This is a genomic window from Gardnerella swidsinskii, assembly GCF_003397705.1.
In the GTDB taxonomy this organism is placed as follows: domain Bacteria; phylum Actinomycetota; class Actinomycetes; order Actinomycetales; family Bifidobacteriaceae; genus Bifidobacterium; species Bifidobacterium swidsinskii.
This window is the reverse complement of sequence record NZ_QJVB01000004.1, coordinates 75,788-99,246: the sequence shown is the minus strand read 5'-3', so window position 1 is coordinate 99,246 and position 23,459 is coordinate 75,788. Positions and strand designations below refer to the sequence as shown.

The 23,459-nt window shown below is 42.4% G+C and carries 16 protein-coding genes and 2 tRNA genes; 3 read left to right on the top strand and 15 right to left on the bottom strand.

Translation table 11 applies throughout. From position 1 onward, the window contains the following. Positions 1 to 64: 64 nt before the first annotated feature. A complete protein-coding gene (locus D0T18_RS05870; RefSeq protein WP_012914451.1) occupies positions 65 to 1,141 on the bottom strand; it encodes a DMT family transporter in 1,077 nt (358 codons plus the stop codon). A gap of 248 nt (positions 1,142 to 1,389) precedes the next feature. Between D0T18_RS05870 and rfbB the strand changes: the two genes are divergently transcribed. Further along, positions 1,390 to 2,481: a dTDP-glucose 4,6-dehydratase gene (gene rfbB / locus D0T18_RS05865; RefSeq protein ID WP_004109244.1), complete on the top strand. Its 1,092-nt coding sequence runs from the start codon at positions 1,390 to 1,392 to the stop codon at positions 2,479 to 2,481. A 133-nt stretch (positions 2,482 to 2,614) separates the two neighbouring features. Here the strand turns inward: rfbB and D0T18_RS05860 are convergent. From D0T18_RS05860 to D0T18_RS05810, 11 genes are all read right to left on the bottom strand, one after another. Next, positions 2,615 to 2,699 (bottom strand) — tRNA-Ser (locus tag D0T18_RS05860). A 278-nt stretch (positions 2,700 to 2,977) separates the two neighbouring features. Continuing rightward, positions 2,978 to 4,219 (bottom strand): UDP-galactopyranose/dTDP-fucopyranose mutase family protein, encoded by a 1,242-nt coding sequence (locus D0T18_RS05855; RefSeq protein ID WP_004109242.1) that lies wholly within the window; start codon positions 4,217 to 4,219, stop codon positions 2,978 to 2,980. Between the two features lie 98 nt (positions 4,220 to 4,317). Next, positions 4,318 to 5,286, bottom strand: a complete 969-nt coding sequence (locus D0T18_RS05850; RefSeq protein ID WP_064621478.1) for a glycosyltransferase family 2 protein — start codon at positions 5,284 to 5,286, stop codon at positions 4,318 to 4,320. Further along, a complete protein-coding gene (locus D0T18_RS05845) occupies positions 5,286 to 7,025 on the bottom strand; it encodes a glycosyltransferase (protein ID WP_102155637.1) in 1,740 nt (579 codons plus the stop codon). The genes D0T18_RS05850 and D0T18_RS05845 overlap by 1 nt, the downstream gene beginning before the upstream one ends. Positions 7,026 to 7,082: 57 nt before the next feature. After that, a complete protein-coding gene (locus tag D0T18_RS05840) occupies positions 7,083 to 8,339 on the bottom strand; it encodes an ABC transporter ATP-binding protein (RefSeq protein ID WP_102155635.1) in 1,257 nt (418 codons plus the stop codon). Then, positions 8,339 to 9,184 carry an ABC transporter permease gene (locus tag D0T18_RS05835; protein WP_004109231.1) on the bottom strand — a complete coding sequence of 282 codons (846 nt, stop codon included), beginning with the start codon at positions 9,182 to 9,184 and terminating at the stop codon, positions 8,339 to 8,341. Before D0T18_RS05835 ends, D0T18_RS05840 begins: the two co-directional genes overlap by 1 nt. Positions 9,185 to 9,207: 23 nt before the next feature. Then, a complete protein-coding gene (locus D0T18_RS05830) occupies positions 9,208 to 10,458 on the bottom strand; it encodes an acyltransferase family protein (RefSeq protein ID WP_116440670.1) in 1,251 nt (416 codons plus the stop codon). Positions 10,459 to 10,540: 82 nt separating this feature from the next. After that, complete coding sequence (locus tag D0T18_RS05825) at positions 10,541 to 12,844, bottom strand: hypothetical protein (protein ID WP_102155633.1); 2,304 nt, start codon at positions 12,842 to 12,844, stop codon at positions 10,541 to 10,543. A gap of 84 nt (positions 12,845 to 12,928) precedes the next feature. Continuing rightward, positions 12,929 to 14,083: a LicD family protein gene (locus tag D0T18_RS05820; protein ID WP_116440669.1), complete on the bottom strand. Its 1,155-nt coding sequence runs from the start codon at positions 14,081 to 14,083 to the stop codon at positions 12,929 to 12,931. Between the two features lie 100 nt (positions 14,084 to 14,183). Continuing rightward, the gene (locus D0T18_RS05815) at positions 14,184 to 15,122 is read right to left on the bottom strand and encodes a DMT family transporter (protein ID WP_102155630.1); all 939 of its coding nucleotides are present in this window, start codon (positions 15,120 to 15,122) and stop codon (positions 14,184 to 14,186) included. 4 nt (positions 15,123 to 15,126) lie between these two features. After that, positions 15,127 to 16,986: a phosphotransferase gene (locus tag D0T18_RS05810; protein WP_102155628.1), complete on the bottom strand. Its 1,860-nt coding sequence runs from the start codon at positions 16,984 to 16,986 to the stop codon at positions 15,127 to 15,129. Positions 16,987 to 17,391: 405 nt separating this feature from the next. Between D0T18_RS05810 and D0T18_RS05805 the strand changes: the two genes are divergently transcribed. Continuing rightward, positions 17,392 to 18,324: a glycosyltransferase family 2 protein gene (locus D0T18_RS05805; RefSeq protein WP_012914461.1), complete on the top strand. Its 933-nt coding sequence runs from the start codon at positions 17,392 to 17,394 to the stop codon at positions 18,322 to 18,324. A gap of 93 nt (positions 18,325 to 18,417) precedes the next feature. Then, positions 18,418 to 20,514: a hypothetical protein gene (locus tag D0T18_RS05800; RefSeq protein WP_219705477.1), complete on the top strand. Its 2,097-nt coding sequence runs from the start codon at positions 18,418 to 18,420 to the stop codon at positions 20,512 to 20,514. Here D0T18_RS05800 and D0T18_RS05795 read toward each other — a convergent pair. From D0T18_RS05795 to D0T18_RS05785, 3 genes are all read right to left on the bottom strand, one after another. Continuing rightward, positions 20,500 to 22,176, bottom strand: a complete 1,677-nt coding sequence (locus tag D0T18_RS05795; protein WP_116440668.1) for a glycoside hydrolase family 25 protein — start codon at positions 22,174 to 22,176, stop codon at positions 20,500 to 20,502. The two genes, D0T18_RS05800 and D0T18_RS05795, sit on opposite strands and share 15 nt — an antisense overlap. A gap of 167 nt (positions 22,177 to 22,343) precedes the next feature. Continuing rightward, positions 22,344 to 22,417 (bottom strand) — tRNA-Gly (locus tag D0T18_RS05790). Between the two features lie 120 nt (positions 22,418 to 22,537). Beyond that, complete coding sequence (locus tag D0T18_RS05785; RefSeq protein WP_004109204.1) at positions 22,538 to 23,020, bottom strand: holo-ACP synthase; 483 nt, start codon at positions 23,018 to 23,020, stop codon at positions 22,538 to 22,540. Positions 23,021 to 23,459 lie beyond the last annotated feature (439 nt).

Sequence of the window (23,459 nt, the reverse complement as noted above, 5' to 3'; positions counted from 1 at the left end):
TAGCAGCTTGTGCGCCTCGTACGACACAACAAGCGTTTTATTTTAGCGCGTTACTTTAAAATCATTAAGAACTACGCTTGCAAAGCAAAATCATCATTACGAAAATAAGCCCGAATCCCACAAAATCTGCCCATGAAAAAACAGCTCCAGTAAACATAACAGCAGTAATTGCAGCAGTAACAGGCTCGCTAGCTCCAAGCAAAGTGCCACGAACAGAGCCTACTCGCATAATGCCCTCTAAGAACAGCCAATATGCTCCAAAAGTTCCAGCAATAACAGTAAAAGTAAAAAGCAGCATAGCGCGCAAATCTAATGCAGGCATCGTTTCCCACGGTCGCACAAACGGGAGCATAATACAACCAGAAATAATAAACGTAATGCCATTAACAGTCAGATTTCCCCATTTTGCAATCAATTTCACAGGCATAATAGCAAGCGCCGCTGTAGACGCAGCATCTGCAAGACCCCAAAGCAAACCCATAACAGGCAAAGACAGTGAAGAAAGATTACCACCTGTAGCCATTAAAGCAGTTCCTGCAAAAGCTAGCACAACTCCAATAGTTTCGCGCATAGTTGGCACGCGGCGCGTGTGCAAGCATGCGTAAACCAGCACGAACAGAAGATTAAGGCTCTGAAGCACAGTTGCAGTGCCGGAATTAGTCCAGTCGATTGTGCACAAGTACGAAACTTGCGTAAGAAGCACGCAAACTACGCCTGTAACCGCCATCGAAATCCACGTGCGACCAGTTTTCACAGCACCACTTAACTGCTTAGGAGTGCAAGCTGCAGCAGTAATGACAAATAACATGCCAGCAGCAATTTGACGAACGCAAGCGATTTGCAAAGGAGATACGCGATACGTCGACATGAGGATTTTCGAAACTGTTGCGTTTGCACCCCAAAATGCGCCACCTAAAAGAGTTAAAAATATTCCTACAAGAATAGCGTTTGTAGAATGATTTAACGCTGGATTAGGTTTATTTGGAGTACCTTCGATTGCTTTTGTTGCAGATTTTGATGTGTCAAAAGTCTTTGAACCTGTTGATTGCAATTTTGAAGATTGTTGCTTTTTTGTTGAAGAGGAATCAATATTTGATGAATCCAAATCATGCGCACTGCTACGCCAAGAAAACTTAACCATTATTAGATTCACCTCGCATCCCCAAAACAAGCAAACATGCAGTAATTATTGCACATCTACTCAACTAATTTGCTGGTAAACAACACTTTAGAAAAACATACTCTACTTGCACACACGAAAGAAATGTATAGTATTAAAAAATTACAATTCAAAACGCGCGCATTAAACAATAAAATCAACGAAATAAACCAAAATAACAACGTGACTTAAGCCATAAACCAACGCACTAGTCATATGAAGGCGGAAACATGCACAACTACGCATCAAACAGTAATATTTTTCAACCACACCACATTTTAGTTACTGGCGGCGCAGGCTTTATTGGATCTAATTTTGTGCATTACATAGCTAAATATCATGTAACGGTTGCTGTTACGGTACTTGATTTGCTTACTTACGCTGGGAATATGGCAAATCTTTACGACTTACCTCAAGATTTTGCAAACAACCGATACGCTTTTATTCGCGGAGATATTCGAGACGAAAATATAGTTGATCAGCTATTAGATCCGCATAATCCAATTAAAACTGCAGAAGGAACAACACTTCCTGCTATAGACGCAATCGTAAATTTTGCTGCAGAATCACACAACGATAATGCAATCGAGTTTTCTGACCCGTTTATAAGCACAAATATTTTAGGAACGCATACACTCATTAAATTCGCACACAAATATAATATTCGCTTCCATCAAGTAAGCACCGATGAAATTTACGGAGATTTTCCTATTGACAGCGTGCTTAAATTCGACGAGTCAAGCCCATATTGTCCATCTAGTCCATATTCTGCAAGCAAAGCTGCAGGCGATCTCTTGGTAAAAGCATGGTGTAGAACTTACGGTTTGCGCGCAACTATTTCGAATAGCAGCAATAATTACGGGCCACGACAGCATATTGAAAAGTTTATTCCTCGCCAAATTACAAATATTATGTGCAATATGCCAGCAAAATTGTACGGCGTAGGAGATTCGATACGCGATTGGATTCACGTTGAAGATAATTGCGACGCAATATGGCATGTTCTAACGCGTGGAACAATCGGTGAAACATATAATATTGGCGCTAACTGTGAAGTTAACAACATAAATATTTTGCGGATTTTGATGCAACTCATGGGCGTGCCAGAATCAAATATAACGTATGTAAATCCCAGAATAGGCGAGGATAGGCGTTACGCACTAGATACTACGAAAATTCGAACACAATTAAAATGGGAGCCTAAGCACGATAATTTGAAGCAAGAATTGCAAGAAACAATATCGTGGTACGACTCTCACACTGATTTATGGAAGCCTATTAAAGCGCAAGTCGAGCAGCATTACGCTGAATTAGGGCACTGAATTTGCGTGACGAAATTGCGCTCGACGACCTGCATGAGTGATTAGAGCGTAACATGCGCGACGTCGGGTAAGCGGCAATCGGGTTTTCGGCATGAAAAAAGGGCTTCTAGCGATTGGCTAGAAACCCTAGGCGCGGAGAATACGAGATTCGAACTCGTGAGGCTGTTACACCAACACGCTTTCCAAGCGTGCGCCATAGACCACTAGGCGAATTCTCCAAACTGCTAACTTAGCAATCAAACTGCTTGCCAAGCAAACAACTTAAATAGAATACCACGAATCGCGGATATTGCAAACTCGCGCGCGCCGACAACCTTTTTGGGGACACTCGCGCAGATCGCGTTCTGCATTAGGGCCGGATTTTGCTTGTTTTGGGACACTCGCGCAGTCAGCAAACTGCATCCGTGTCCCTGATTGCCGTTTTAGCGCGCGCTCAGGTTACGTGCTTTCAGGTTACGCGCGCGGCGGCTAATCGCAAGAACGCCCACCAAACCACCTAAGCCAGCAACGGCGCTACTTGAGATTCGTAAGCGCGCAAAGCCATGTCGATTACGTTGTGCATGTCGTAATAGCTGTAAGTTCCCAAGCGACCGCCGAAAACTGTGCGAGGCTCAGCCGCAGCAAGCTCCGCATAGCGCGCGTACAAGGCTTTGTCTGCCTCAGTATTCACAGGATAGTACGGCTCATCTTCTCGACTAGCAGCTCGCGAATACTCCTGCCAAACCACAGTTTCCCCAGCTTTCACGCTTTTGCTCGGCACGAAAGTTGCGCAATCGTCAGCATCGCCACTAGCCTCTCCGCCAACTTCCTCGCGCTCTGGATTAAAGTTCTTAAACTCAATCGCGCGCGTAAACGGCACGTCAGCATCCGAATAGTTCATAACTGGGCAGCCAAAGTGGTCACTCTCCTCGTAACGCACTTCCTTAAAGTCCACAGTCCTCCACTTCAACTCGCCAAGAGCGTAGTCAAAATACCTATCAACCGGACCGGTATAAACAACCGGCACTCCAGCTTCCGCCAGCGCGCGCTTATTAAACGGCTGAGATTCGTCGAAGAAGTCTACACCAAGCGAAACGTGAATACGCGGATCGTCAATCATGCGCTGCATCCAAGCCGTGTAGCCGTCCGTAGGCAAGCCTTCCCAAGTGTCCTTAAAGTAGCGATTATTATAGTTAAATCTCACAGGCAAGCGCTTAATAATTCCAGCAGGAAGCTCGGAAGGATCCGTCTGCCACTGCTTTGCCGTGTAGTTTTTAATAAACGCTTCATAAAGCGGACGACCAATTAAGCTAATGCCCTTATCGTTCAAATTTTGCGGATCTTTGCCAGCCAACTCCCCCGCTTGGCTTGCAATCAAAGCCTTTGCTTCCTCTGGCGTGTAGTGCGCGTGGAAGAACTGGTTAATTGTACCCAAGTTGATTGGCAGCGGATACACTTCGCCGTCGTGCGTTGCGTACACGCGATGTACGTAGTTAGTAAACGACGTAAAACGATTCACATAATCCCACACGCGCTTGTTGCTTGTGTGGAAAAGATGCGCTCCGTACTTGTGAATTTCGATTCCTGTGCGCTCGTCAAAATACGAGTAAGCGTTTCCACCGATGTGATTTCGAACGTCAATAATTTCAACGCGAGCGCCCGTATGCTCCACTGCTTGCTGAGCTACAGTTAAGCCGAACAATCCTGCTCCAACAACTACTAAATCTGGGTAAGTTGCTGATTTTGCTTTTTCGTACATTTTATTCCTTTATAAGATACGTCTATTTTGAAATTATGCTTTATATATTCCCGTTATTAAGCTATTCCAGTTATTAACCTAGCATTTCGCTTGTTGCGCTACTTATTTTTAGGAAAATCAACTTTTGGATTAAATCTAATCGCTTTTAGCATTTGACCAATCATTTTGCGGCGCAACTTTCTCTCAACATGCCCTCTTCGCATTTGACGAACTACATTTGCGCAGAAAAGCAAGTATTTTGCTTTACCTTCGTGATGCAAACGGTAAGATGCTTGATTACGCACGCCGTATGCGAATTTCCAAGCATTCTTTTTGTCAATCATTGTAAAGTTCACACCCTTGTTTGCTCCCATGTCATGCATAATTACACTATCGAGAACCTGCACGCCCGGGCATACACGCGTAATACGAAGTGTATATTCGGCATCATCGAACCAAATAAAGTATTCTTTAAATGGCAATCCGTACTTTTCTATAACCCAACGAGGAATAAGCACCGACACAAACGAACAGCTTGTAACCATAACGAGATTGTTAAATCCTTTAGCAATAAGCCTTCCCCAATCCCACGTTGGTACTGGATTGTTCATTTCGCAAATCGATCCGTCCACGAACTTCACCATTGAGCAAGCATACGGAACATCCGCACCAAGCTCACCTACGGCAGCATTAAATCCATCTAGAAGCTTTTCCAAAGCTTGTGGCTGAGGATAGCCATCGTCGTCAAAAATCCACACGAAATCTGCGCCAAGCTCGTACCCTTTACGCATACCAGCACTAAAACCGCCTGCACCGCCAACGTTTTCTGGCAAATTTACAACAGTAAGATTTACTCGATTCTCCAAATGACCATTCGCAAAATCGCGAGTGTACTCTTCCAAATATTTATCCGTGCCATCAGTTGAAGCATTGTTGACAATGATTAGTTGATTTGGAAGTCGCGTTTGAGATTCTAACGAAGCCAATACGGTTTTTAGTTTCTCTAACCTGTTAAAAGTTACTACAACAGCCGCAACATTAACGCTATCTTTTGATTTATTAGCATCCACTACTTGAGCATTTGACATTACTTGCTCCATTCTTCAAATAACTTAGTAAATAACGTTTCTGCAGATTCGAGTTTTGCAAAATTGCGCAATTTTTCAACTTCTTCTTTTAACAATAATGAACGATATGAATCATTCTCCATAATCTTAAACAATTCCTTTACAGACGCTTTAACAAAACTAGAAGTCATTCTTGGCAATAACGCACTTTTTGCTATAACAGTTTTTTGCGATCCAACATCCGATGAAATTACTGGAACTCCATTAGAAAGCGCTTCAATAGTTGTAAGCGTAATACCCTCGTTTACAGAGCTAATAAGTAGCACGTCCGCATCATCATACGTTTTTTGAGCTGGAATTTTCATAGATCTGCGCTCAATAACGTTTTCAAGACCATACCTAGATATAAGTTCTGAAACATATGTGTCTAATTCGCCATCTCCATGCAAAATGAAGTGGAATTTTCCTGGATATTTTTTGTTTAAAGCTTTTGCAACAAGAACAAACGCTTCTGGACGTTTTTGTCTTGCAATCCTTCCAACAAAAGCAACATTCAGAACATTTTTATTTTTTCTCGGCGATACGCAATCGTTTCCAATTCCAGCAGTAAGACCAATAAGTGGAGCGTCAACAATCTTGGAAGATTCAATACCATGCACATCATGCAACCAATTTTCAAGTTGTGGAGAAATAACATGGTGCAAATCAATCCACTTATCGTGTGTTACAGCTTCATGCGGATATCCTCCACAATTTATGTATTCAACAATATGCAGCGAATCAATAATATGTGTTTCTGGGGAGAATTGTTTAGCCCACCAAATATGGTCGTAAAGCCATTGGCAATGGTGTATTGCTATTGCTTTAATGTCAAATTGCTCAAACAAAGATCTTAAAAGTGGAACATCCGCCCAATATTCTCTAATTGGTGGAGTAAGTGGTAATACAAGAGCATCATCACAGAAATCTTTCGTAATCCACGGCTGGTGACCGTCTCTATCTGTGATAACAATTGGCACAAAACCAGCTTTTTTGGCAAGTTTTATTGTTTCTACAGCCCATCTTTCTGCACCACCAGCTTGCAGCCAATGCAAACCTATAATAATAGCTTTTTTAGCTCCTTCAACTCTTTTAGCAGGAGAAACACAGTCCAATCTAGCATCTTTTATATTTGATAAATCCCAATTTTCTTGTTTTGCAATTTCTCTTTGGTGAGCATTTGCAACATAATCAAACTTCTTTTTATTCCAAGGACAATACGCTTCAACAAGTTTCTTCGAATCACACTCGCGTTTTTTGCGCATTACTTCCCTAACAACATCAAACATAGAAGGTGCGTGTAATTCACACTCTTTGTAAATGTGCTGCTTTAACGTATCAGAAGCCCAGTGAGACATCACATCATCGTCGGTTGCATCATCTGGTGTCAGCAACAAATACCTAACGCCATTATCTTTAAACAGTTTGCCTTCATTCCAAAATTCTTTTGTGTATTCGCTATTAGTTTTAACAGTTGATTGTGCACTAAAAGTTGCGATTGGTTTCAATCCTTCGTTTTTTGTACAAGCACCGTCAAAAACTGAGAAATCAGCTAAACGAGGATACTGCCATTTTTGACCCATGTAAACTTGATATTGCAAAGTTCTAGACGGTGCAGTTAATGAATGATAGTTTATAGCGCCCACAATAAGCCTGCGTTGACGCTCGCTTAAAGAGTCTATATAAGTTTTTGCATTAACATCTAGATTAAAGAAATTCATTACTAAAACACCCTTATTTTTAGCCTTTAGCACATATAAAACCAGCAATAAATAAAGCTAGCATTTATAATGCTTTAAGCAAGTAAAAGTCATTGCATTGTCATTTAAGAGCGCATACTCACGGTTTTGACTATCTCTTACAGCAAACATGCACGAATTACTGTCGTTAGTAAACGCAACCATATCTGTTAATTCAGGATCAGTTTTGCTTCTAGTACGAAGAGAGGCAACAAGCTTAAATTCGCCATTATTTAAGATTTTAAGAGGCACCTCAAATTCAACTTTTTGTCTTCCTGTTCCTTCGAGCTCAATTTTATCTGCTCCAGAATCATACGTGATTCCTCCACGTTTTATGTCGTGCATTGCTACAGCTATAAAATATTTCCCAGGCTCATTGAATTCATATTCAATAGCAAAACGGAATTTTTCTTTACAATTAAGCAACTGCTTACTCAAAGGAACAATGCGCATAAATGGCACTCGCTCATTCAAGCCAACAGCATAACTATCTTCACTTTCTCCGCCATTTTGGCTAGAAAGATTTTCTAGAGTATAACGATTTGCAACATCGTCTTTATCTCCGTTAACAATCACTTCGCCATTCTTAATAAGAATAGCTTTATTGCAATAACGCTTTACTGCGTTCATATCGTGCGTAACGAGAATAACTGTTTTACTTACGTCTTTTTTAACCTTTGCAAAATATTCATCGCATTTTCTTTGAAAAGCTTCATCTCCAACTGCAAGAACTTCATCAAGTACTAGAATATCTCCCTGAGCTTGAATTGCAACTGAAAATGCAAGACGCACTTGCATACCAGAAGAGTAGTTTTTAAGTTTTTGATCCATAAACTCTTCAAGTTCTGCAAAATGCACTATATCGTCATACATGTTTTCAATTTGCGAGCGCGTAAAACCTAATAGTGCTCCATTTAAAAACACGTTTTCGCGACCGGTTAGTTCTGGGTTGAAGCCTACGCCAAGCTCAATGAATGGCACGAGTTTTCCGTTGACGTGTATGCGTCCGGAGTCTGGTACGTAGATTCCAGAGATGAGTTTGAGTAGGGTTGATTTGCCGCTTCCGTTGCGTCCTACGATGCCGAAGAAGTCGCCTTTGCGTACTTCAAAGTTGATATCACGCAGAACGTGCTGTTCTTTGTAGCCTTTGATACCACGCGTCCAATTAATAAACGCCTGTTTCAAACCGCTTGCTTGCTCAGTTGGTAGCTTAAAGTATTTGCCTACGTGTTCTACTGAAAGTACGACTGGTTGCAACTCTTCTTTTTCAGTATTTGTCAACTCAATCTCGCTCATTACATCACCTCAGCAAACTTACGATTGCACTTGCGGAACACTGCGACGCCGAGCACACACAAGATTACGGTTAATACTACCGGAACCATCATCAGCAAAGGAGACCCTACTAAATTCCACACAGTAGGCTGAGTAAGAGGTGCTACAAGATTGTGGCGCAAATCTTGAATACATTGTGCAATAGGGTTAAGTAACTGCACTTTTGCAATAACCGTTCCCCATCTTCCTAAAGAATTATTACCAATCACCATGCTTAGAGGGTAAATGATTGGCATTGCGTAAAACAGTACTTGTTGCGCCACGTCCCACAAGTGCGCAATGTCGCGAAAATACACGTACATAGTTGCTAGCAGCAGCGTTACGCCTAATGCTAATGCGTACAACTGTATACAATTCAAAGGAACTAATAGCACCCACCACGTAAATTGCACGCCTGAGCAGATGGCAAAAATGATTACTACCACAAGATTTATTGCAAAACTGATTAACGCGCCAACAGTTGCCGAAACCACCACAATATAGTTAGGAAAATGGATTTTACGCAGCAAATCTCCACGGTCTACCACCGCACGTAAACCAATCGAAGTAGCCTCGCCAAAGAACTGCCATGCGCTAATGCCAAGCAAAAGCACAACTGGATAGGTGGGCGTGCCATCCGACATTCGCAAAAACTTTGCAAACACTGCATACATTACGCAAAACAGCATAAGCGGTCGTAAAACCGACCACGCAACTCCCAAGAAAGACCCTTGGTAGCGCAATTTGAAATCAGTTTTCACCAGCTCTTTAAGAACCACCCACGAATAGTGGTATCTTGCGCGCAACTTATCTACAATGTTTTTCACAAGATATATAGTTTACCAGTTACTTACTCCATTTTGGATTGCGAATCCGTTTTGTGCACAGAACATACGCAATTGGCGACATGCTCCAAAGTTAGCGCAATTCGGTTGGAAATTGGTTTGATAACGAGATCTATTACAACTGCAACAACTGAAAGTGCTGCGTACGTACAAATTAAAGTAATTGCGTAAAGTAGCACTATGAGTGCGCTTGAGGAAGTTGTAGGAAGCATCCACGCCACGAACGTCCACAACGCTATGAAAATAAACATGTGCTCGTGAAGAAGGTACACTCCGAAAGTTGCTTTGGAAACGCGCAAAATTACGGTTCTTGCTAGTCCTTTAATTCGCAGCATATTTATTCGGTGTACGAGAATGAAAATACACATTGCAATAATCATTGGCAGTATTCCAATGCCGCTGTGGACCTGCTGATCCCACGTAAGAACTCGCACAAACTTATTCCCGGACGAAGCAACATAGTCGAAAGCGAGCATAAGAACAGTAGATATTGCTACGCACGCACAAAGTCGCTTCGTAGTAAGTTTTTTTATTCCGCTACCGTACTGCGCAATAAAAGCTCCGGCTAAATATCCAAAAATTGCGTAAATAATATCGTTCCAAGTATAATTTTTGCCAAAATATAGCGGAATAAGTGAGATTGACGCAAGAAGTACCAGCAGCATAGCATGATTGCGCTGAGTCATGTGACTTATAAGAATGTTGATAAAAGGCATGAACATGAGCATGATTAAGTACGCGCTCATGAACCAATAGCTTCGGTAAGTAAATGGCGTCACATTCCACAACAGCGTGTAGACAAGTTCTTTTCCGTGAAGTAAGTTGCTCAAATTTTCCGGAAGTAAGCCAAAGCAGTCTGCTACGAAGGTTACTGCCAGCACGATAATGCAGTAGAAGAACATTTGCGCCCACGCTGCAAAAACGCGTCGGTGGCGGAAGGTTTTGCGACATAAAAAGTAGCCGGAAATAATAAAGAAGGTTGAGACACCAACTTGACCGTATTGTACGACTAAGAATTTAAGTGCTGAACGCAAGCCTGGAGCCGGCAAAAGTTCCATATTGAAACTGTGCTCGCGAATGTTCAAATGTATGATCATGTGGCAGGCCACAATCATAAGCATTGCAATAATTCGCAAGACTTCAACTTGCAGGTCTTTTTGTGTGCCATTTTGCAGGTCTTTGGTCGATTGTAATACCGCTTGAGCTTGTGCAGAAGACGCTACTTTTTGCGCTGATTGTTTCTGTTCTACTACCATATTTTCTTCTTCAAAATTTTTTTATTCAAATTATCTGAATTGTAATTTACTAATAGTAACCAAATTGCAACTGATTCGTCTGTTACGTAAGTGGCGAGAACCAGGATTCGATACTTCTGTATATACTCGGCCTAGTGCCTTGAAGGTCTGAGTATCGTCCGTTGGCAAGGAGGTTTAAGGAACACAAGCCAACGCTGGAAATCACCAGAATAATCAAAACTTTGTGCATTAACTTAAAGTTGGCTTTAGAAGGCGGCTCCTCGCCTGTTTCGTTGACGCAACCAGAAGGAACGTCAACCGTGTGCACGCAAGACGAGACTTTGTCTACAAGACTTGCAATCACCATAATTGCACACAACGCTAGCAGCCAGCCGAAATCACTAAAGTACCTGCTGGAAATTCCTACTACTTCCGCGTCTAATACCATAAGCAGTATCGACAATGTTAAGCCGAGCGTAAAGAATCCAGCAAGCTGCTTTTTGCGTAATTGTTGCTTTACTACCGGGTACAGTACTACGGCTGCGCATACAGGAGAGTAAGCGAGTAGGCCGCCAAAGAATGGCTCCATAATGATTTGCCCGTGGAACATTGACGGCAGCACGGATTGTTCCATAAACGGAAAAACTGGCGTAATAGTAATAGGCTGGAACAAGTACATCCATACTCCCCATGGGATTCGCGCCCAAGAGTAGGAGCGGTGAACCATGTCAAAACCGGTGAGATTGTAGGTTGCACCAAAATCGAGTGGAGAACCGAAACGCGCGTAGTTGTACCAGCAGGCAGCTAAGCCTATAAGAATCATTGGTGCGATTACGCATATAGTATTGATTATGCTGCTTCGTTTGAAGGCAAAAAATAGACGGTACTTTACGATTTCTTCCTTAAAAATTACGAAAGCAAACAGTGACGCCAGAATAAATTGCGGTCTACACCATAGGTTTAGTGCAATACATACTGCTCCCAGAATGAGTAGCGACTTCCGTAAGTACGGGGTTTCAGAAAGAGCATCTTGAGTAGTTCGCGCTTGTAGCCACAATCCCAGTCCTAAGCAGGTGAAACACAATGATGACAGCATAGGAAGCGAGTAGATTTGCGGCAGATACACCTGAATTAGCACTCCGCTGGACATGAGCATAACGAGATGCGACAGCACAAGGAAGCCGAAGGATCGCTTTGGGAAGAAGCGTCGAAGTAATTGCACCATAAGATAGATAGAAGCAATTGCGAAAGCGACAGCAAAGAAGGCGACGGCGTAATCTGTACGCAAATCGTGGCCGGTAAGTACTTTGAACGGCACAAAAAGTAACAGTGCAGGAAGTGCGCCGAAGTAAGTAAAGTAGTGGCTTCCGTGGAACGCATAATCCCAGTAAGTTGGTTGACCAGTTTTTATCGACATGGCGTAGCGCGCGCCTGCATCGTAAGGGTTGCTCATATTCGGCAGCCAGTCAGGAACCGGCAGATCCAAGTACAGGTGACCTTTGAGCAGACTGTTGGCGAGGTGATTGTACTGGTTGGCGTCACATATAAAGCCGCCGTTATTACACACACCAGCTGTAAACATGTGTTGAGTACCAGTAACTTTCGTTACTCCAATAAGTATTGCGCACTGCACTAGCATTAACGCAACAAGCCACAACTGCTGCTTGCGCACACGCAAATCAAGTGCTTCTTTATAAATGCGCGAACGCGGAGCCAACGCGTATATCGCGTAAGCAATCAGCAACAACATCACGACACGAATAAGTGAAATATGTAACGGTCTACGCTGGTTCAACGCAAAATTAGCAATTGTAAAAGAATCGCCTTTCTGAAGCTTCGTACTCAAACGCAAGCCCGCAACTTTATCAACCGCATGCACGCGCACATACTTCGTATCGTTCACATTCGACGTAACTGGCTGAGACGCAACTTGAATATAGGAAGTACTATTGCCGCCATCCAACACATACACAGCAATATCGAGTGTGCGAGTATGAGGCGAACGCGTATCGATGTAAATGTTATTTATTTGAGAAGGCTGAGCGTAATGCAATTGTATGTATTGATCGTTTTTGCCGGTAACTGTATACACGTCGCCGTGACGCGTCAAACCTGCACCGGTTGAAACTCTCTGAACAGGAGTTGGATTGAATCCTGACGATTCGATTGCCGGAAAGTTGAACCATACAAGTTCCAGCAGAAGCACAATAATAAGCGGCATAATTAGCGATATGCGTCGTAAAACAGAACGCATAGCGCGAGCACAATCGCGACTGCACTGTATCGCACTGCTTATTGCACCACTTATTGTGCTACTTACTGCACTACCAACCATCGTTACGTTTCTTTCTGCCGCCACATCATTTACAGCAGTCGCATTACCGTTACTATTGCTCGTATCGCCCATATGCACACCTGTTAATTCCTTCGTACTATTGCCATTCTTAACGTTACTGTTTTGTAGAGTTACCGTTTTGTAGCATTACATAACTCACTCAAGTCTGCCACAATCGATCGCATACGGATTTGAACGAATATCCTGCTCGATTACATCGTCAGTATGACTGCTATGCAAGGATTCACAGTCAACATGACGGAAGTGCGTAATAATATCCGACGGCAGCTGATAAATATCACCATACACGCGTTCCAAAATATCTTCCGATAACTGCGGTATAGCAACAGAAAAATCTTCAAAAGTTGCCATTTTTACTGGAAACATTTCGGCACATCGTGCAATATACAAATTCTCAGCATCAACATTATCCAAACCGTACACCACGTTGCGCGCGCAAGACTTACTCACCACAAGCCCCTGGTTTACAGCCTTCTTTTGGAAACTCTGAAAAATCTGTTCAATATCAGCAGTGTATTCGCCGCCCTGCTCAACATAACCGCGGTCAAGCCATGTGTTGAAAAAAGTCTGCGAACGCAACTCTTGCTGCAAATCCTTACGCAAAGACACAAAACTCTGCTGCTGTTCAGACGTCAAATCAGGCGCGTAATCGTAGAAGAAAATATCCAAAAAACAAGGATTACTATTATTCGCGTAACGGAACCGCAACTGACGGCAGCACACGTACGGATCGTACACGAGCACCGCACGGTAGCGCGCGCACAACGCGGCATCCTCACGCAACATCGTTAACAGCTTATCGATATCCTCTCGCATCATACCCAAGTCAACATCGTCATCCCAAGGAATAAACCCACGATGACGCACGCAACCGAGCAGCGTACCAAAATCAGCCCAATACTGAAGATTATGCTGCTGCGCAATCTGCGTAAACTCGCTCAGCAGCGACGCGCAACCACGTTGTATAACGCGCATAGAACCTGTAGCTTTCGGCAAACTAAGGAAGAAACGCTTATGTGCATCCACGCTACTTTCGCCATCTTTCCTATAGTTTGACCAAGCCATAATCGAAGACTGCTCACGATTCGTCAAAATCTCCGCACGCAACGACTTCTCAACGTTATACTGTCCAACCTCAAGATGAGCGCAGCGAGCGTCGACACATTCTTGCAATCGAGAAATTTGCGTTTGAATAGTGCTCAGCTGCTCGCGCACTTCCACAATAGAGCGTTTTGACGAAGGGAGTCTGCCTATTATCCAACTCACTATGCGACGTAACTGCGAAACCATAAGTTCATTACTCCCTCATTATTTAAAAACATACTTGCTATAGCGTACTGCTATAAACTGTTGCCACAATGCAATACAGGTTTATCATACTCCGTTGCGATTATTTTTCGGAAGCCACCACTACCGTCCCCGCAATTATCACCACGCAACAAACCCACGCAATAAGCGGCGGAATCGTTTGAGAAAGTAACGCTGCTGCAATCATGCTCCACACCGCGTACGTAATATTTCCAGCCATAGCGCGCGTCGCACCAACCTGAGCAATACCGCGGTAGTAGCACAAGTAGGAAGCAGTACCAAGTAACGCTATAAATATAGCTAACGCAATAAAGCCGGCTGATTGCATAATCTTTACACTAAAAACCGGCAGTATCGTACACAACGGCACAATGAGTAAGGCGTACGACAGTGCGGAAACAGTTTCGCGCACGTGCAGCATTACTTCGTCGTCCACGCTTTGCTTTCTGGTAGCCCACGCGCAAGCAACGGCTTCACTTCCCCAACCAATAACACTGAAAATAGCCGCAATCAAACCTAAGACTATGCTGCCCGGAGAGAAGACAGTTGCGGTTGAAGATTCCACGCAAGAACAGTAGCCAAGCACTCCTACCGCAATAAGCGTTACAGCAAAAGCACAATATTTCAACGCACTTAAGCGTTCGCGCAACACAATAGAAGAAAGTACTATGCCAAAGGCCGGGTACAGTGCGGAAATCGCAGCAGCGTAACCGGCACCAATATTGCTTGCCGCAATAGCGTAACCGGTCATACCAATTGGGCCTCCAAGAAGCGAACTCAACACAATAGGCACAATCAATTTCGTACGTTTGCAAAGAGCAACAGTTTCGCGCAACTTTGAACGACAAGCCATATAAATCCACAATATTACAGCGCACACAACGTCGTGAACGCAAGCGCCCACAACGCCCACATACCATACTGCAGAAGGTGTTAAACCATGAACAGATAACGCAACCAATACCGCAAGCAAAGCAGTGTCGACTCCCCAAAAAAGGCCGCTTATTAAGGAATATTTCATAAAATCACACCTTTGCTACAGAGCCTGCAGACCCGTCACAACCAGCAGATTCAGAGGATTCAGCGGATACGGCACCATATTCGCTCGAAGCGCGGTCGACATAACGTTTCGCATAACGGTAATACAAATAACGACAGTCACCTACAGGCTCCCCCTCAGCCTCTTTTACCAACGACCACAAATACCAACACCACCCCGCAAAACCAACGTACGCCATGCAATGACGACGCTCAGCACAAGTAGGATTGCGCTCAAAATACTCCGCTAGAACCGCGTCAAATTCCTGCTCATTAAGCGCGTCAGACACGCACAACGTACCCAAATCCTGCGCATAATCCGACATCCCCGCATACTCCCAATCAATCAGATGGTAGCGTCCAGCAACATCCACAAGCACATTCGCACCCAATATATCGTTGTGCGCCAAGCAAATTTTTTGACAAGCATCTTTACTCACGCACTCATGCAAACAATCAACCTTATGAAGCAAAGCGTCAGCGCCCTCAGGCAACGCAACACGGCGGGCGCGCAAATCGCGCAAATAACGCTGAGATTCCTCATAAAAATCGAAGCACCTACTCACCGTAGCACCACTGTTGTGAAGCTTACGAATCAGACGCATACCTTCGCGCAAATCGCAAGAATCGTGAAAATCAGCGGTACGACAACCTTTCAAAAAATGCGAAATTTTCCAGCCATACTTCGGATCATCCGCAACCAACGTACCGTCCAAGCCAAGGTGCTGCGCCGCACGCAAAGCCTCATCCTCAGCCTGGCGATTCACCAACACATCCGTGCCAACTCCCGGATGACGGTACACATACTCGTTAGAACCAACCATAAAATGGCAAGAAAGATTCGTCAAACCATTTTTCAACGGGTAAACGTCGCAAATATCCGACTTTTTGCAACCAAGCACCTTAACGATGCGGTCAAAAACTTCACTGTCAACATTTTCCAAAAACAGCGGATCAAACTCGCGAAGCTCATCTAACGAATCAAACTCGTGAATAATCGGCGGATCGTAGCGGCGCATGCGCATATCAAGCTCATCTAAATGCTCAATCAAAATATCTTCCCACAGCTTGCCAGCAGTCTGCGGCCAATCATATTCAGCATGCAAAATTCGCACAAACTTAGCCGAAAATTCGCTGTCAAAATATACGTGACCAATCATGTACCACGCATCACTGCCACCAATAGTTACCGAAGTAATGCGATTGTGCGCACCTACACTCATACACCACTCTTTAGTGCGGCCCTGCTGATATTGCGCAGAATAGTAAGCCTTCCACACGTATGGTTCAAAAGGATTTTCGTCGAAATAATTGTCAGAAGAACAAATATACGTGTTACTTAAAAGGTGAGCAACAGCCATGATTGAACTGTTGTTGTTGCGCTCACGATATTCCTTATTTGGCACGATTTTTACGCAAAAATCGCCTTTAGTAAACTTGTCTTCCAAATAGAAGAAACGTTCCTGCTTGTATCCAACTACTACGCTAATATCGTTAATTCCTGCCGCTTGTAATTGACGAATTTGTCGTTCAATAAGCACTTCGCCGCGCACAGTGAGTAAACCTTTTGGCAATTCGTAAGAAATCGGGGAAAAGCGGGAGGAAAGGCCAGCTGCCATAATCACCGCATTGTGGACGCGATGCGGTTCGAGTGCGGTAAGACCTTTTGATGTAACTTCACCATTAACAACAAACCCATGCTGAATAGCATCGCGTAACGCACTATTTACTGTGCCTAATGAAAGCTTCGTATGCTCAGCTATAGTACGTTGATTACTTCCTGGCAAACGTTGCAATGCTGATATTACAGCAAATTCGTTATGAGTTAATGCTGAATATGCTTCCATAACAGTGTCTCCATGCACTAGCCGAGGTGCATAATGATGACTCTATACATTTTGTTGCATTAGTATAGTATGCACAAAGGTGTTCAAAAATAATTATTATTAGTTTATTTTGAACATTTGACACTGTTTGCAGCATACACTTTTATACGTATTGCATGGCACCATAACTATTCTTAATACTCACATTCATTACATAACTTGAAAAAATTACATAACACTTGCCACGCAGTATAGCAGACTATATGCGCAAGTACTACGCACAGTACTGCACACTGCCACATAAACGCAAATAGATTGTTGCACTACAATCCACAACAATAGGTAAGATAACAGTGATATGCACATAGTATAAGAACATTACTGCTCATTCCATGCGCACCATTCGCCATTATGAAGGGACATATTATGACTTCTGTCGCAGTGCTGCTGCCGTGCTATAACGAGGCAATCACTATTGAAAAAGTTGTTAAAGACTTTAAGGCGGCACTTCCAGAAGCAACAATATACGTGTACGACAACAACTCAACGGACAATACTGCAAAAATAGCCAAAGAAGCAGGTGCTGTAGTTCGCAAAGAACCTAGACAAGGCAAAGGCAATGTGATTCGTGCAATGTTCCAAGACATAGACGCAGATGTTTACGTAATGGCAGACGGCGACGACACATATCCCGCTGAAGCGGCACCAAACATGGTCGCCAAAGTTATTGAAGGCTACGACATGGTTATTGGCGACCGTCTAAGTTCTACGTATTTCCAAGAGAATAAGCGACCATTCCACAATTTTGGAAATCGTTTAGTTAGAGGCGCAATCAACACGCTTTTCCACGCAAAAGTAACTGATATTATGACAGGCTATCGCGCTTTTTCTTTTTCATTCGTAAAGACTTATCCTGTACTTTCGCGCGGATTTGAAGTTGAAACAGAAATGACTATTCATTCACTCAACAACAATATAAAACTGTACGAAATGCCAATTCAGTATCGTGACCGCCCAGAAGGATCAGTTAGCAAGCTAGACACAGTTGGAGACGGTATTCGAGTGCTTTCAACCATTTTTCACATGATTCGCGAATACAAACCAATGCCTTTCTTTGGAACACTTGGCGTAATAATAACACTGTGCGGAGTAGGAGCATGCATGCTTCCATTCATAGAATTTTGGCGCACACACCTAGTAACACGCTTCCCTACTCTAATTGGTGCTGTAATGCTAATTATTACAGGATTACTATTCTTTATTTCCGGAATTATTCTTGAGATTTTAGCCAAAAATGAGCGCAAACGTTTTATAGAACAAGTAAACCTTTTTGATTACATAAAAAGAAATAGAAAGTAGCAACCTGTGCGAGCCGTCATAAAAAACAATCTTAAACTAAAAACTTATTTGCCATATATAGTGTGCTTTGTTATAAGCGGACTAATAACACTAATGTTTTTTAGTAACTTATTTCAAGCATCCGAATTAGGATTTAAAACACAAAGCATAAATTTAAGCACAGTAAAAGAAGTAAAAGCTGAACAAGCAGAAGACTCTACAAACGCAAGCCGTGATGAAATATATGCAAAATACAAAAATGACGGCGTACATATATCTAAAAATGGCGCAGATGTAGAATTCACAAACTTAAACACGTACAGCAAAACATTAGAGATTTCGCTACAACAAACAAAACCAGTTTATTACGTAACTGGAAGCGTAGAATTAGAAGACTTTGGTGTAGCTCCTGGATACGCTTTAGCTAGCCAATTTAAAATAACAACAGGAAAATTCAATACAACTAAAGTACGTTTAGAAAGTCACGGAAAACTAAACAAAATAAAATTACACTTTAATGAAACGCCAAACGGAATCGTTGTTAAAAATATAACAATTAATCCAAAATACAAGTTGCACATAAACTATGCGAAATGGGCTATATTATTCGTTTTTGGATCCGCGATTATAACTATACGTAAGAAAAAATGGCACAAAATAGCCTATATTCAAGGAGATCGAGTTCAAACTATAATTTTTTGGGCTTTGTGCGCAATAGTAACCGGATTCTCACTGTATATTTGGCTCCGATTAAACACTTATAATCGAATACGCGTTCCACTCTCCTACGATAAATACGATTTTATAGACGGAAACCCATATACAGAGCAGTTAAAAGCCTGGAAACAAGGATCGCTATCTTTGCTACAAGACCCACCAAATGGCTTATTGCATTCAACAAACCCATTTAGCATTGGCAAAAGAATGCAATTAGTGCGCGAGGGAACTCCTGCAATATGGGATGTTGTGCTGCATAATGGCAAATATTATTGCTACTTTGGAATAGTACCGTTTATTTTAACTTATTTGCCGTTTAACGCTTTGTTCCCAGCTTGGATGCCGAGCGCAATAATGGTCACAACATTATTTGCAGCAATTACAATACCAGCATTATTTGCATTGTGGAAAGAAATAATAACATTCTTTGAAATACGAATAAACTACTGCTCAATGCTGCTTATAGGAGCAGCCTTACCATTTGGATGCCTTGTTTTTTATCTGCAAGCATCTGCATCGATTTACTACATTCCTATGGTAAGCGCTATATTTTTCGGAACATTATTTGTTTACGCATCACTGAAAGCCGTAAGGCTTAAGACTAAATTTACTCAGTATGCATTATTTGCTTTAGCTGGATTAAGCTTAGCTTTGCAATGCGGTTGTAGACCAAATTCTTGCATTTCCACAGTTGCGTTTATAGCTCCACTGTTTATTGCTTTACTGCTTAACAACTCCAGAAGCGTAGTAAATAAAGTATCTGCAGCTTTAAGCTTCCTAACTCCTGCAATAGCTGGGTTTGCCGGAATCTTAGTATATAACTACTTGCGTTTTGGTTCATTCTTTAACTTTGGTAACGAAGAACAATTAACAAATTTTGACTTGCGATTTAATCGTATAGCATTTGACCCTCTAAAAATCAAAGACTTGTTAATAAACTTCTTTATAAAGCCACCAAGCATAGATACGGAATTCCCGTATATTACAATAACCAGCTCAAACATTTCGGATTATGGAAATAGTTTCTTTAATCACATGACATTTGGTCTGCTATCAATACCACTTATTTGGGGCATTTTCTTAATAAGACGCAAGTACATGCAAAAAATCGAATACATAATGTGCTTAAGCGGAATAACATTCTCGATTATGTTAATCTACGTAAACTACTGCTTAGGCGGCAGCCTTTACCGTTATTATTGCGATTCAATAATAATTCTTATGATTATTGCATCTATTGGTTTTGCTAGAAGAAATTGCTCAGCTAATCAAGATGCGCAGTTGCAATTAGATAAAGAAAATGCATGCAACAATATCGAATTGAATAGGAACCAAATGTCTACTCAAACTCTAATCGTTGCATGCACTACATTAACGATAGTATTAGGATTCTTGCTTGTATTTGCAAATCACACAGAAGCTGCGAATGAAATACAATACACAAATCCAGATGCTTTTATTGCATGGAGCCAAATGCTATCAGTGGGCTTCTAACACAACATTCTGGCACTTTTGATGCCATAAGCCATTGCCATCATTGTGTTCATCTTCAATAGGCGCGCCGAGCTTCTTAAAGTCACCGCGCGCATAATAATCCTTGCGAAGATTGAACATGATAACGAACTTCTTATCCTTACCATGCGTCCAAACATCACCATTCTGGCAACGCTGACGCCACCAGCCAGCACCCATATTCTCCTCATCGGCAACAGGAGCGCCAAGCCAAGCAGCACCGCGATGCCTATAGTAAGAATCACGAAGAGCAAACATGATAACGAACTTCTTATCCTTACCATGCGTCCAAACATCACCATTCTGGCAACGCTGACGCCACCAGCCAGCACCCATATTCTCCTCATCGGCAACAGGAGCGCCAAGCCAAGCAGCACCGCGATGCCTATAGTAAGAATCACGAAGAGCAAACATGATAACAAACTTCTTATCCTTACCATGCGTCCAAACATCACCATTCTGGCAACGCTGACGCCACCAGCCAGCACCCATATTCTCCTCATCGGCAACAGGAGCGCCAAGACGACCAGGACCGCCATGAGCATAGTATGAATCGCGAAGCTCATACTGGAGCGCAAACTTCTTGTCTCCACTAGTCCATACTTCACGACGACCAGAACTCTTTACAGTCCAGCCACCATAGTTGCGGGTTTCTCCAGAAGGCTTAGACGAATTAGGCTTAGTAATAGTGCTACCAAACTCAGAAACACCATTGATTTCGCCGCCACCAGCCATGCCGAATGCGTTCAAATCGACGCGACCATCAATTCCGTCAACGCTGCCGTCGGAAGTGTACTGCCATCCGCGCAATGCTGTAGAAATAGGGAAGCCTACGCGAGAACCGTAGCTAGCAACCCAGCTTGTACGCTCGTGAATATACTGAGAATTTAATGGTCCTCTCAAATAATTTGCATAAGAGTAAACGCCGAGCTTATGGTAGCCTGCAGAAACTAACTGATTCCACCAGGAAGCAACAATATCCTGGTAAACGTATGGTGATGTTGGTGGTTTATGACCACTCCAGCTCCACTTTTCCAAATCGTAATAAACAGGATACGTTAAATCGTCAGGGCTTACTCCAGCACCCTTCAAAAGCTTCACAATATCGGCACCCTCAGCGGCACCATCTTCAGCTTTTTCAGCATAAGAGTACATGTAAATACCAAACGGAATACCAAGACGCTTACATTCGCTAATATTACGAAGAGCTTGCTTATCGTAACCGTTATCCCAACCGTAGCTAATACGAATAATCGCACCATCTACGCCAGAAGATTTTACAGCTTCCCAATCAATTTCTTTTTGATGCTCAGAAACATCAATAACCGCCTTAGCGTTATTAACGAACACATCATCATTTCCATCAATAAAAGCCGTAGTGCCATCAGCATCACTCCAATGCGCACCATACTCATTATCAATAAACGAGCTTTGATACACAGTGCCAGAATGTGATTGAATAATAGGCTTAACAACACTTTTGGTATGCACATTGGTATGCACATTAGCACGCACATTTGCATGCACATGTTCAATCGATGAAGATTTTTGCGGCGCAACGACATTCATAGTGAAAGCAGTAGCAGCCGACACTAATCCAGCTAATACACGTACGATAATCTGTCCCACGAGTCCTCCAGACATGTTTTTTACGTGTCTCTCCGCTATTACCATAGCAATAGCACCCTAATAGCAAGCATAAATTCAATGAAAATGTGAAAATAATATGCAAAACATGTGATTTTCACAAAAAACTGAAATAAATAAACCATTAAAAAGAAAATTGCAAAACGTAAAGCAAAAATAAAAAATGGAGCGGACGACGGGAATCGGACCCGCGTAATCAGTTTGGAAGACTGAGACTCTACCATTGAGCTACGTCCGCAATTACGCACCATATTTGCACGAAATATTCACGCACAAATATCGACTCGTTCAAGTATACAGATGCTTGTGACATCGACACAAGTGCACAAAACATATTTTTCTTATAATGTAGCTTTTCTTATAAGACTTCAAGCATTACAACAGCTGATGCAAAAGCTGAATTATCGTCTAATAATCCGTCATGACTAAGCGAAATATGCCAACGAATATTATCTATGTGCTCACTACTATCTACACACTCGCTGGACGCACTGAAAAGCGATTTTACAAGTTGCGAATGCACATCTGAGCTGAGAATAATGCGTGGGCAACCATGGGAATCGTTAAGAATCTCAATACTCGCCCATGGCATGTTATCCAGAGTATATGGATAAGGGTTATTTATTGTGCATAATGCCTCGGACCACGCTTTAATCACAGCTTCTTTGCCAGCCCAGCGTGCTGCAATATGTAAAGCTCTCTCATCATTCTTCACTTGCGCACGAAGATCACATTGTCGAAGCTCTCGCACAGAAAACAGCGCACGCCAACCATTGCCATCCTGCATCTGCTCAGCAAACTGCGCAACGTTTACCAAGTCGTGCCCTATTCCTGCAATCATACACACCTACTTTTAGTACATATACATACTTTTTTATGTTCTACGCAAAAATACTATATAAAATCTTATATAAAATATATTTAAATCAACAATCACTTACGCGCTTTTACTGCAGTAGCAAACGCCGAAAAATCACCGGCAAATGTTTTCCAAAACTACAAAAACGACAGCAAACGCCAGAAAATTACGCACGCTACGACCTGCTTAAGCATGTGCACAAGAAACGCTACAAGCGTGATTAATTCATATACGAATAAATTACTATAAAACGATAAACTTTTAGATAATTTTAAATAATTCGTCGTTATGACAATATTTTATACATAGAGCACCCCCCCCCCCGGCAGGAAATTTTACAGTTATGGAATACTTAACAATAAAAAAATTACGACAAAATAGCAAAAATACGATATAATATTATGCAGCATGTGTATAAGCG